Annotated in this window: 8 protein-coding genes and 1 pseudogene; 5 read left to right on the forward strand and 4 right to left on the reverse strand. The window is 70.5% G+C overall.

All coding sequences use genetic code 11. From position 1 onward, the window contains the following. Positions 1 to 94: 94 nt before the first annotated feature. The 3 genes from FGI33_RS02170 to FGI33_RS02180 form a co-directional block, all read right to left on the reverse strand. Complete coding sequence (locus FGI33_RS02170; RefSeq protein WP_119433818.1) at positions 95 to 1,693, reverse strand: solute symporter family protein; 1,599 nt, start codon at positions 1,691 to 1,693, stop codon at positions 95 to 97. A 20-nt stretch (positions 1,694 to 1,713) separates the two neighbouring features. Then, positions 1,714 to 2,121, reverse strand: coding sequence for a DUF485 domain-containing protein (locus FGI33_RS02175; RefSeq protein WP_119433809.1), 408 nt, complete (start codon positions 2,119 to 2,121; stop codon positions 1,714 to 1,716). A gap of 108 nt (positions 2,122 to 2,229) precedes the next feature. Next, positions 2,230 to 3,045, reverse strand: coding sequence for a CPBP family intramembrane glutamic endopeptidase (locus FGI33_RS02180; protein ID WP_119433808.1), 816 nt, complete (start codon positions 3,043 to 3,045; stop codon positions 2,230 to 2,232). A gap of 289 nt (positions 3,046 to 3,334) precedes the next feature. Between FGI33_RS02180 and FGI33_RS02185 the strand changes: the two genes are divergently transcribed. From FGI33_RS02185 to FGI33_RS02195, 3 genes and pseudogenes are all read left to right on the forward strand, one after another. After that, positions 3,335 to 5,176: an ABC transporter family substrate-binding protein gene (locus FGI33_RS02185; protein ID WP_119433807.1), complete on the forward strand. Its 1,842-nt coding sequence runs from the start codon at positions 3,335 to 3,337 to the stop codon at positions 5,174 to 5,176. Positions 5,177 to 5,354: 178 nt separating this feature from the next. Continuing rightward, positions 5,355 to 6,870, forward strand: a pseudogene (locus FGI33_RS02190) (ABC transporter permease). A gap of 3 nt (positions 6,871 to 6,873) precedes the next feature. Further along, entirely contained in the window at positions 6,874 to 8,067 is a 1,194-nt protein-coding gene (locus tag FGI33_RS02195; RefSeq protein WP_119433805.1) for an ABC transporter permease, read from the forward strand. A 53-nt stretch (positions 8,068 to 8,120) separates the two neighbouring features. Here FGI33_RS02195 and FGI33_RS02200 read toward each other — a convergent pair whose 3' ends face one another. After that, a complete protein-coding gene (locus tag FGI33_RS02200) occupies positions 8,121 to 8,726 on the reverse strand; it encodes a PH domain-containing protein (RefSeq protein ID WP_119435470.1) in 606 nt (201 codons plus the stop codon). Positions 8,727 to 8,797: 71 nt separating this feature from the next. Between FGI33_RS02200 and FGI33_RS02205 the strand changes: the two genes are divergently transcribed. Together FGI33_RS02205 and FGI33_RS02210 are read left to right on the forward strand one after the other, a co-directional pair. Beyond that, the gene (locus tag FGI33_RS02205; RefSeq protein WP_119403028.1) at positions 8,798 to 10,489 is read left to right on the forward strand and encodes an ABC transporter ATP-binding protein; all 1,692 of its coding nucleotides are present in this window, start codon (positions 8,798 to 8,800) and stop codon (positions 10,487 to 10,489) included. Positions 10,490 to 10,587: 98 nt separating this feature from the next. Beyond that, positions 10,588 to 12,441, forward strand: coding sequence for an ABC transporter family substrate-binding protein (locus FGI33_RS02210; RefSeq protein WP_119434726.1), 1,854 nt, complete (start codon positions 10,588 to 10,590; stop codon positions 12,439 to 12,441). Positions 12,442 to 12,529: the final 88 nt, after the last annotated feature.

Genomic DNA, 12,529 nt, shown 5'->3' on the forward strand with positions numbered 1-12,529 from the left:
GGCACGCACGACGCACGCACGCGCGCACCGACGAGGGCGGCGGGACCCACGGGTCCCGCCGCCCTCGCGGCGTCTCCGGCCGGGACGCGGCCCGCTAGTGCTCCGTCGCCTTCTCCGCGCCGTGCCCGGTGAGCGACCGGACGTCCATCTCGGCCGCGACGAGCGGGTCCTCCTTGCGCGACGACGTCACCGTCCCGATCCAGCCGAGCAGGAACCCGACGGGGATCGACACGATCCCGGGGTTGCTCAGCGGGAACCACGAGAAGTCGGCCCCCGGGATCATCGACGTCTCCGCGCCCGACACGACGGGCGAGAACGCGATCAGCACGAGCGCCGTCCCGAGCCCGCCGTACATGCTGAGCACCGCGCCCCGCGTGGAGAAGCGCCGCCAGTAGAGGGAGTAGAGGATGGTCGGCAGGTTCGCGCTCGCGGCCACCGCGAACGCGAGCGCCACGAGGAACGCCACGTTCTGCCCGTTCGCGCCGATGCCCGCGACGATCGAGACGATGCCGATCACGACCACCGTGATCCGCGCGACCCGCACCTCGCCGTTCGCCGAGACCTGCCCCTTCTTGATGACGCTGCCGTACACGTCGTGCGCGAAGGACGCCGCCGCCGTGATGGTGAGGCCGGCGACCACCGCCAGGATCGTCGCGAACGCGACCGCCGCGATGATGCCCAGCAGGATCGGCCCGCCCAGCTCGAGCGCCAGGAGCGGCGCCGCGGAGTTCACGCCGCCCGGTGCAGCGAGGATCCGCTCGCTCCCGAGCAGCGCGCCCGCGCCGTAGCCGAGCACCAGGGTGAAGAGGTAGAAGATCCCGATGAGCCAGATCGCCCAGACGACGCTGCGACGCGCCTCCTTCGCGGTCGGCACCGTGTAGAAGCGCATGAGCACGTGGGGGAGGCCCGCCGTGCCGAGCACCAGCGCGAGCGCGAGCGACAGGAAGTCGAGCTTCGTGATCCCGGTGAGTCCGTACTGGTTGCCGGGCTCGAGCACGGGCTTGTCGGTCGCGGCCGCCGCGGCGCCGAGCAGCTCGGACACGTCGAACCCGTGGATCGCCAGCACCCACACGGTCATGACGGCGGCGCCCGCGATGAGCAGGCACGCCTTGATGATCTGCACCCAGGTCGTGCCCTTCATCCCGCCGACGAGCACGTAGACGATCATCAGCGCGCCCACCACCGCGATCACGAGCGACTGCCCGAGCCGGTCGTCGATCCCGAGCAGCAGCGAGACGAGCCCGCCCGCGCCCGCCATCTGCGCGAGCAGGTAGAAGAAGCAGACCGCGAGCGTCGTGGTCGCCGCGGCGAGACGCACGGGCCGCTGCTTGAGCCGGAAGCTCAGCACGTCGGCCATCGTGAACTTGCCCGTGTTGCGCATGAGCTCCGCCACGAGCAGCAGCGCCACGAGCCACGCGACCAGGAACCCGATCGAGTAGAGGAACCCGTCGTACCCGTTGATCGCGATGGCCCCCACGATCCCGAGGAACGACGCCGCCGAGAGGTAGTCGCCCGCGATCGCGGTGCCGTTCTGGGGGCCGGTGAAGGAGCGTCCGGCCGCGTAGTAGTCGGCGGCGGTCGAGTTGTTCCGGCTGGCGCGGAACACGATCACGAGGGTGATGACCACGAACGCCCCGAAGATCGAGATGTTGAGGACGGGGTCGCCCGTGTCGGTCGCGGGCGTCGTCGCCATCACGACGACGGTCGGCGCGGTCACCGTCGGCCGCCCTTCCGGCGGGTCGGCGGCGTCGATCCGCGCGGCCCCTCGAGCGCGACGCGCTCCCGCTCCTCCAGGTCCGCGCGGATCTCCGCGGAGATCGGATCGAAGCGGGAGTTCGCCCGGCTCACGTACCAGGTGGTGATCGCGAACGTCGTGACGAACTGCCCGAGACCGAGCAGGATCCCGAGGTTCACGTTCCCGATGACGGGCGTGGACATGAAGTCGTGCGCGTAGTCGGACAGCAGCACGAACGCGAAGTACCAGACGAGGAACGCCACGGCGAGCGGGAAGACGAAGCTGCGGTGCGCGCGCTTCAGCTCCCGGAACCGGGCCGAGTCCTCGACCTCCAGGTAGTCGACGGCCGGCCGGGGGTCCCCGGACGGATGAGCGGCGTCGCCCATGAGATCTCCTCGAGATACGGCCGCACCTCGTCGTGCGGCATTCCCAGGTTAGGCACAGGCACGGGTGATCCGCCAGGGCAGCGCCCCCGGTCGCCGCGCGGGCGCCGGTCAGCCGAAGAGCCCCGGCGCGAGCGCCAGCGCGACCGGGTAGCCCACGAAGCTGACGACGTCGAGGATCAGGTGGGCCACCACGAGCGGCGCCGTGCGGCCGAAGCGCACGTAGCACCAGCCGAACACGACCCCCATCGCGACGTTCCCGAGGAAGGGCCCGTAGCCCTGGTAGAGGTGGTAGCTCCCGCGCAGCACGGCCGCCGACAGGATGACGCTCCACGCGCCCAGCCGCCCGTGCCCCCAGCCGAGCTCCCGCAGCCGGGTGAAGAGGTACCCGACCACGATCACCTCCTCCTGCAGCGCCGCGCGGAGCGCCACGAGGACGAGCACCGGCACCGTCCACCAGTAGGAGTCGAGCGCGGTCGGCACCACGTCCACGGTGATCCCGAGGGCGCGGCCCGCGAGGTAGAGGCCGAGGCCGGGCACGCCGATCAGCGCCGCGAGCCCGAACCCGGCGGCGACGTCGCGCCCGGGACGCGCGAGGTCGAGGCCGATCCGCCGGAAGGCGCTCCGCCCCGGCTGCCACAGCAGGAAGAGCACGAGGGCGACGGGTACCAGGGCGGTGGCGACGTCGAGCAGCTGGTACAGCAGGTCGAACACCTGCCGGTCGTTCAGGCTCCGGTTGATCGTGGCGCTCTGCGAGCCGAGCGCCTCCGGGCGGGTCGACAGGTCGACGATCCGCAGCACCGAGTACACGGCGCTCGCCCCGAGGGAGAGGCCGAGGACGATCGCGATCTCCCACCGCAGCCGCGTCCGGAGCGCTCGCCGGAGCGGGGGTCGGGCGGCGCGGGGGAGGGCGGGAGCGTCGGGCACGGGCCGATCCTAGGCGCGCGACGCCGATCCGCCGCCCGCGGACCGGACGTGGCCGGTGAGGGCGCTGACGACGCGATCCGTCGCCGAGGGCGGTGGGAACGCGCGATCCCGCCCGTCGAGACGCACGGATCCGGACCGCGACGCGCGGATCCGCGCGTCCGAGTTACCGGTATGTAACGTTTGGGCCCAGTTTTTGCAAAGACTCCCAGCCGTACCTAGGGTCATTCTTATCTGCGCGGTCGACCGCACGCACGGTGGGTCCGCGCCATTCCCATGCACAGGAGGAACCTTGAAAATCAGACGCCTCGCAGCGGCTGGTGTCGCAATCGTCTCCGGTGCCCTCGTCCTCAGCGGCTGCTCTGCGCCCGCCCAGGAGTCCGAGGTCATCGACGGCACTGAGATCACCGTGGCCTGGAACGACCCGTTCCTCGAGTACAACAACCTGTCGGCCACGGGCAACGCGACCGCCAACGCCAACATCGTCTACCTGACGAACCGGTCCTTCAACTACTACGACGACGGCCCGTCGCTCGTCAAGGACACCGACTTCGGCACCTACGAGAAGGTCTCCGACGACCCGCTCGTGGTGAAGTTCACGATCAACGAGGGCGTCAAGTGGAACGACGGCACGCCCGTCGACGCCGCCGACATGCTGCTCAACTGGGCCGCGAACACGACGAACGTCAACACCGCCACGGGCGACGACGTGACCACCAACGAGGACGGCACCGTCTCCACCGGCGACGACCAGGTCTTCTTCAACTCGGGCGCCGTCGCGGACACCCGCCTCGGCCTCGTCACGAAGACGCCCGAGATCGGCGACGACGGACGCAGCCTCACGTACACGTACGACCAGCCCTACGTCGACTGGGAGGTCGCGACCGGCAACGGCGTCGGCGTCTCCGCGCACGGCACGACGCAGCTCGCCTTCCCCGACGAGAACCTCTCGCCCGAGGACGCGAAGAAGAAGCTCATCACGGCCATCCAGGACAAGGACGCCAGCGTCCTCGCCCCGGTCTCCAAGATCTGGAACGACGGCTACCGCTACTCGGACATGCCGACCGAGTCCCAGAAGGTGCTCGCCGACGGCCAGTACGTCATCTCGGACCTCAAGGCCGACCAGTACATCACCCTGACGGCGAACCCCGAGTACAGCGGCAGCAAGAAGCCGAAGTACGAGAAGATCACCGTCCGCTTCATCGCGGACCCGCAGGCGCAGATCCAGGCCCTCTCCAACGGCGAGGTCCAGATCGCGTCCGGTCAGCCCACGGCCGACCTCCTCCAGCAGGTCCAGGGACTCAGCGGCATCGAGTACAAGGGCCAGGCCGAGGGCACGTACGAGCACGTCGACCTCCAGGTCACCAACGGCGGCCCGTTCGACGCGTCGAAGTACGGCGGAGACGCCGAGAAGGCCAAGCTCGTCCGCCAGGCGTTCTTCAAGACGCTGCCGCGCGAGGAGATCCTCGACAAGCTGATCAAGCCCCTCCAGGAGGACGCGGAGCTCCGCAACTCGAACGTCTTCGTGCCCGGCACGCCGAACTACGAGGCCTCGGTCGAGGAGAACGGCTACAAGGACCAGGCCGTCGACATCGAGGGCGCCAAGGCGGACCTCGCCCAGGCCGGCGTCACCGGCACGATCGACGCCCGCGTACTGTACGGCCAGGGCAACACCCGTCGCCAGCAGGAGTTCGAGCTCATGCGCCAGTCGGCCGCCCAGGCCGGCTTCAACCTCATCGACGTGAACAGCGCGACGTGGGGCGCCGACCTCTCCAGCAAGACGGACTCGTACGACATCGCCCTCTTCGGATGGCAGTCCACGAGCCTCGCGGTCGGCGAGTCCGGCCCGAACTACCAGACCGGCGGCATCAACAACTACTACGGCTGGTCGGACCCCGAGGTCGACGACCTCTTCAAGCAGCTGGACACGGAGACCGACACGGACAAGCAGCGCGATCTGCTCATCCAGGCCGAGACCCTCATCCAGCAGCAGGGCTGGACCACCCCGATCTTCCAGTTCCCGGGCCTCACCGCCTGGAGCGACACGGTCTCGGGCGTCAAGCCGGCGTTCCTGTCCCCGACCTACTTCTGGAACTTCTGGGAGTGGGCACCGTCGGACACGTCCGCGCAGTAGCACGACAGCAGTGAGCGCCGTCCCCTGAACGGGAGGGTGCGAGGGTGCCGAGGCCTCCTGGCCTCGGCACCCTCTCCATGTCCGTTGCCGATTCGTGATCCGCGGATCCGGCCGCGTATGCTCTCGTCGGGTCGGGTCACGAGCCCTGGCCGAACACAGAAAGGGACGTCGTCGCCCTGTGCTTACCTTCGTCTTGAGACGCCTCGTCGCGTCGTTCTTCGTCCTCCTGGGCGCCAGCTTCATCATCTACAACCTGGCCGCCAACTCGGGTGATCCCCTCGGCGATCTGCGGGAGAGCCCGTCGCCGAACCGCGACGCGCTCATCGCCGCCCGGGTCGACCTGCTCGACCTCGACGTCCCGTCGCCGCTGCGCTACTTCCTCTGGCTCGGCGGCGTGTTCAAGGTCTTCATCGGCCAGATCGACCTCGGCCGGGCCATCGACGGCCGCGAGGTCAACGACCTCATCGCCAACGCGGCCGGCCAGACGATCCAGCTGGTGACGATCGCCACGGCTCATCGGCGTCTCGATCGGCATGACGACCGCGCTCCGCCAGTACAGCGGCTACGACTACACGGTCACCTTCGCGTCGTTCCTCTTCTTCTCCCTGCCGATCTTCTTCGTCGCCGTGCTCCTCAAGCAGTACGTCGCCATCGGCTTCAACGACTTCCTCGTGAACCCCTCGATACCGCCGGTCCTGATCGTGGTCCTGTCGCTCGTGTCGGGCTTCGTCTGGATGAGCATCATCGGCGGCGACCCGAAGCCGCGCCTCATCGTGTTCGGCTCCGCGACGGTCATCACCGCGGCGGTGCTCGTGTACCTGCTCGTGACGGACTGGTTCTCGCGACCCGGTCTCGGCATCGTGCTCATCGGAGCCCTCGGCGCCCTGATCGCGGTGCTCATCACCTCGCTGTCGACGGGGCTGCGCAACCGCCGGGCGTTCTACTCGGCGCTCGCGATGGCGGTCCTCGGTGCGGCCCTCTGGTACCCGCTGCAGTACCTGCTCACCGTCTCCGCCCCCTGGTGGATCACGATCGTCCTCATCGTCGCCTTCGTCCTCGTCGGCGTGGTCATCGGGTACGTCGTCGGCCAGAACGACAAGCCGATCGTCGCCCGCGGCGCCGGCATCACGGGAGGCCTCGTCGCGCTGCTGATCATCGTCGACCGCGTCATGCAGGTGTGGCCCGACTACGTGACCAACACGCGCGGTCGCCCCATCGCCACCGTCGGCGCCGTCACGCCCGGCCTGAACGGCTCGATCTGGCAGGGCATGCTCGACAGCTACACGCACCTCCTGCTGCCGACCATCGCGATCCTCCTCATCTCCGTGGCGAGCTACTCCCGCTACTCGCGGGCGAGCCTCCTCGAGGTGATGAACCAGGACTACGTGCGCACGGCGCGGGCCAAGGGCCTCACCGAGCGCACCGTGATCATGCGCCACGCGTTCCGCAACGCGATGATCCCCGTCGCCACCGTCATCGCGTTCGACGTGGGCGGGCTCATCGGCGGCGCCGTGATCACGGAGACGATCTTCGCCTGGAAGGGCATGGGCTCCGTCTTCCAGGACGCCCTCACCAAGACCGACCTCAACCCGCTGATGGGATTCATCCTGATCACCAGCATCCTGACCGTCATCTTCAACATGCTGGCCGACATCCTGTACTCGGTCCTCGATCCTCGAATCCGGGTGAGCTGACACATGACCAATTCGCTGATGGGGAACCCCAACGACCCCCACAACGACCCGCACCTCCCCGAGGGCGGCGCCAACTCCGAGCTGACGATCGAGCAGCGGGAGGTCGAGGGCCTCAGCCAGGGCACCGTCGTCCGCCGCCGGTTCCTCCGCCACAAGGGCGCGATGACCGCGCTCGTGGTGCTCCTGCTGATGGCGATCCTCGTGTACTCGTCCGTGGGCATCCAGTTCTTCGGCCTCCGCATCCCCGGTTGGTGGATGTGGGGCTACGAGAACGCGTCGCCCATCGTCAACGGCGGCAACCCCACGTGGGTGCTGCCCTTCCAGTTCGGCGCGCACCCGTTCGGCCAGGACGAGATCGGTCGCGACATCTTCGCCCGCGTCATGCGCGGCACGCAGCAGTCGATCGTCGTGATGGTGCTCTACGGCATCATCGCCGCGTTCCTCGGCATCGTGATCGGCGCCCTCTCGGGCTTCTTCCGCGGCCGCGTCGACTCGCTGCTCATGCGCTTCACCGACCTCATCATCGTGATCCCCGTAATCGTCATCGCTGCCGTCCTCGGTCGGACCTTCGGCGGCCTCGGCGCGGTGGTCCTCGGCATCGTCCTGGGGCTCATCGGCTGGCCGTCGCTCGCCCGCCTCGTGCGCGGCGAGTTCCTCAGCCTCCGCGAGCGCGAGTTCGTCGACGCCGCGCGGGTGGCGGGCGCCTCGAACAGCCGCATCGTGTTCCGGCACATCCTGCCGAACGCCATCGGCGTCGTCATCGTCTCCACGACCCTGCTGATGAGCGCGGCGATCCTGCTCGAGGCGGCGCTGTCCTTCCTGGGGTTCGGCATCGTCAAGCCCGACGTGTCGCTCGGCCAGATCATCAACGAGTACCAGGGCGCCTTCGCGACCCGACCGTGGCTGTTCTGGTTCCCTGGCCTGTTCATCATCATCATCGCGCTGTCGATCAACTTCATCGGCGACGGCCTGCGCGACGCGTTCGACCCGCGCCAGAGGCGCATGCCGGGCGGACAGGGTCCCTACAAGCAGATGTTCGCGATGCTCACCGGCCGCACCCGCCGCGAGCAGGGTCCGAAGGTCGGATCCGGTGCCGAGGGCGTGCGGGTCCCGCCGCCCGTCGGATCCGCCCGACCGGACGCCCAGGCCGACGGTCCCGCCGAGGGCCAGGCGCCCGACGGCGCGGACGGCCGGTGACGGTCGCCGTGACGGTCCGTCCGCTCACCCGCGGACGGGCCGCCGGCCGGGTCTCAGAGCAGGCCGGTCAGCACCGTCGCGGCGACGAGCGCCGCGAGCACGCCGATCTCCGCCCAGTGCGTGCGCACGCGCGGGGCCTCCTCCTCGACCGGGCCGCCCAGGTGGCCCGCCTCGCGGAGGTCGGCCAGGCGCAGGCGGATCACCGTGGCCGCGTCGCCGGAGTCGGTGCGCGGGAGGTCGCCGCGACGCGCGTCCTGCATCATGGCGCTGAGGTACGGCTGCGTCCGCTCCTCCTTCGTGGTGATGTAGGCGTTCGAGTGCCGGCCGGGCGCGGGAGCGGCCCACGCCGTGACGCGCTCGTGCGCGGTCGTGATGCTCAGGGCCCACTTGGTGTCGACGTCGCGGATGGCGGGCCACGAGATGTCGTGCGTGCGGAGGACGTTGCGGATCTCGACGCCCTCGGTCGCGATGCGCACCCGCGGGTGCCAGAAGACGAGCCACGACGCGTAGGCCAGCATCACCGGGCCCCACACCGCCGTCGGCAGGAGGTCGGCCCGACCTCCGACCACGGTGCTCACGAGCACCAGGACCGCGATCGCCGAGACGATCACGGTCAGCAGGCGTCCGAACGACGGGCGGATGACGACGGGCTGATCCATGGCCACATCGTCCCACGGCCCGCATGGGCGCCCCTCGACACCCCCACTTCCAGCAGCCAGGAGGCCGCAGCATGAGCGCTCACGCGAACGGGGCGGACCCGATCGTCCCCATCCTCGAGGTCTCCGGCCTCGGCGTCGACTTCTGGGTCGGCGACGAGTGGATCCCCGCGGCCGTCGACATCGACTACAAGGTCAACCCCGGCGAGGTGCTCGCGATCGTCGGCGAGTCCGGCTCCGGCAAGTCGGTCAGCTCCATGTCGCTCCTCGGCCTCCTGCCGAAGAACGGCCGGGTCCAGGGCAGCGCGAAGCTCAAGGGCGTCGAGATGGTCGGCGCCGACCAGGCGACCCTGCGGAAGGCGCGCGGCAACGACATCGCCGTGATCTTCCAGGAGCCCATGACGGCGCTCAACCCCGTCTACACGGTGGGCTTCCAGATCGTGGAGGCCCTGCGCGTCCACAACTCGATCATCCCGTCGGTCGCCAAGGTGCGCGCGCTCGAGCTGCTGAAGCTCGTCGAGATGCCGGATCCCGAGAAGGCGTTCGACTCCTACCCGCACCAGCTGTCCGGCGGCCAGCGCCAGCGCGCGATGATCGCCCAGTCGCTGTCGTGCGACCCCGACATGCTCATCGCGGACGAGCCCACGACGGCGCTCGACGTGACGATCCAGGCCGAGATCCTCGACCTGCTCCGCAAGCTCCACCAGCGCCTCAACAGCGCGATCGTGATCATCACGCACGACATGGGCGTGGTGGCCGACCTCGCGACCAACGTCATCGTGATGAAGAGCGGCCGCATCGTCGAGCGCGGTTCCGTGCGCGAGATCTTCCAGTCGCCGAAGGACCCGTACACGAAGCAGCTGCTCGCGTCGGTGCCGCACCTCGGCACGGGCGAGGCGACGCACGTCGAGATCGCCGAGCGCACCACCGAGCCCGCCATCTCCCTCAAGGAGGTGGACATCGACTACCCGAAGCTCGGCCGCGTGCCGGCGTTCCGGGCGGTCTCGGGCGCGTCCTTCGACATCCACCCCGGCGAGGTCGTCGGCGTCGTGGGCGAGTCGGGATCCGGCAAGACCACCATCGCGCGCGCCGCGGTGGGCCTCCTGCCCGTCGCGGGCGGGGAGCTCACGGTCGCCGGGCGCCGCATGACCGGCATCTCGCAGAAGGACCTCCGGGCCGTGCGCCGCGAGATCGGCATCGTCTTCCAGGACCCGGGCTCCTCGCTCAACCCGCGCTGGCCCATCGGCCAGAGCATCGGCGAGCCGCTCGAGCTCTCGGGGCAGTTCTCGAAGAAGCAGCAGAGCGACCGGGTCGAGGAGCTCCTCGAGCAGGTGGAGCTGCCGCGGAGCTTCCGCAACCGCTACCCGAACGAGCTCTCCGGCGGGCAGCGCCAGCGCGTCGGCATCGCTCGCGCGCTCGCGCTCCGGCCCAAGGTGCTCGTCGCCGACGAGCCCACCTCCGCGCTCGACGTGTCGGTGCAGGCCCGCGTGCTCGCGCTGCTGCAGGAGATCCAGAAGGAGCTCCAGTTCGCGTGCCTGTTCGTGAGCCACGACCTGGCGGTGGTCGACCTGCTCGCCGACCGCATCGTCGTGATGAACCACGGCAAGATCGTGGAGCAGGGGCCGACCGAGTCGATCCTCCGGAACCCGCAGCACCCGTACACGCAGAAGCTCATCGCCGCGGTGCCGCTGCCGGATCCCGACCAGCAGCAGGAGCGCCGCCAGCTCCGCGAGGCGCTGCGCGACCAGCAGCCGCCCGCGGCCTGACCCGCACCCGCACGTCCCGGCCCGCCGTCCGCAGCACCCCCTCGCGGGGGCGCGCGGGCGGCGGGCCTCGTCGTGCCGCTCGCGTAGGATCGACGGCGATGGACAGCGACACGCGAGGCCCCGGGGCCGTACGAGCCGGGCGCCCGCGAGGGATCCGCCGGGCCGTCCGCGGCGCATCCGCCGTCGTCGCGCTGGCGCTCGTCGCCGGCCTCGCCGCCTGCTCGCCGACCACCGGCATGGTCGCCGACACGGTGATCCGCGCTGCTGTCCCCACGTCGTTCACCTCCTACAACGCGGCGTCGCGCACGGGCGGCAGCGCGGGCAACGAGGAGATCGTGCACGCCACGAACTCGCGGTTCTCCGAGGTCGCCGCCGACGGCACCGTCGCCGCGGACCCGGGCTACGGATCCGCGAGGGTCGTCTCGCGCGACCCCTTCACCGTGGAGTACACGGTCGCGGAGGGCGTCCGCTGGTCCGACGGCGAGCCCGTCGACGCGGCCGACCTCCTGCTCGCCTGGGCCGCCGGATCCGGCGCGCTGGACACCCCCGGGTACGACCCGGCCGGGTACGTCGACGAGACGACGGGCGGCTACACGGGCCCGCTCCCGGAGCAGACCGTCTACTTCGACGCGGCCGCCGACGAGACGCTGACCCACGTCACGCGCACGCCCGAGATCGGCGACGGCGGCCGGTCCATCACGATGGTCTTCGACGAGTACACGCCGGACTGGCGCCTCGCGTTCGAGGTCGGTCTGCCCGCGCACACCGTGGTGCAGCTCGCGCTCGACATGTCGAGCCCGGGGCGCGCGAAGCAGACCCTCGTGGACGCCGTGCAGGATCGCGAGCCCGACCTCCTCTCGCCCATCTCCGACGCGTGGAACCGCGGGTTCGGCGTGGCCGAGATCGCCGCGCACCCGGATCGCGCCGTGGGCTCCGGCCCGTACGCCATCGAGTCGATCGACCCCGGCACCTCCATCACGCTGCGCGCCAACCGCTTCTACACGGGGCTGCACCGGCCGTCGGTCGAGCGCATCGTCGTGTCGACGATCGAGGACCCGGACGCCGCCGTCGCCGCCCTCCAGGCGGGCGAGGTCGACGTCATCGCGCCCGAGGCCGACGCCGAGGTGTCCGACGCGCTGTCCGTGATCGACGGCGTGCAGGTCGTGCGCGGGTCCTCCGCGTCGTGGGAGCGGCTCGACCTCCAGACCCTCGGCGCGCGCGACGCCGCCATGTCGGACGTCGCAGTCCGCACCGCCTTCCTCTCCACCGTGCCGCGCGACGCCATCGTGCGGGAGGCCGCGCTGCCGGCGGATCCCGACGCCACCACGCGCGACTCCTTCGTGCTCGCGCCCGGGGTGGAGGGGTACGCCGACCAGGTGCGCGCCAACGGGTCCAGCCGCTTCGGCGACGTGGACCTGGACGAGGCGCGGCAGCTGCTCGCGTCGGTCGGCCGCACGGCCCCCGAGGTGTGCGTGCTCTTCGACCCCGCCGACCCGCGCCGGGTGGCCGCGTTCGAGGCCATCCGCGACTCCGCCGAGAAGGCCGGCTTCGTCGTCACGGACTGCTCGACCCCGCAGTGGGAGAGCGTGCTCGACCAGCCGGGCGCCTACGACGTCGCGCTCCTCTCCTCGGAGGACGCGTACCCGTCCGTCGCCGGCATCCGCGCCGCGCACGAGGCGCGGGCCGATGCGCGCGACGGCCAGTCCACCGCCGACCCCGACGTCGCGTCCCTGTTCGCGTCGCTCAGCCGCACCGAGGACGAGGACGCGCGCACCGAGCTGCTCCTGCGCCTCGACCGTCGCATGTACGGCGACCGCGCCGGCCTGCCGCTCTACCAGCTGCCCGCGCTCGCGGCCGCTCGGGACGCCGTCGGCGGCGTGCAGGTGTCGCCGCACCAGGCCGGGATCCTCGACGACGCCTGGCGCTGGACCCTCTCTCCCGACGCTCCCTGAGCCCGGCTTGCATCGGCACGGTAGGCTGTAGGTCGCTGGGAATAGCAGACGGCGGCTCTTCGCCCTCCTCCCTTGATGACAAGGCCGG

It is taken from the genome of Clavibacter phaseoli (genome assembly GCF_021922925.1).
Lineage (GTDB): Bacteria > Actinomycetota > Actinomycetes > Actinomycetales > Microbacteriaceae > Clavibacter > Clavibacter phaseoli.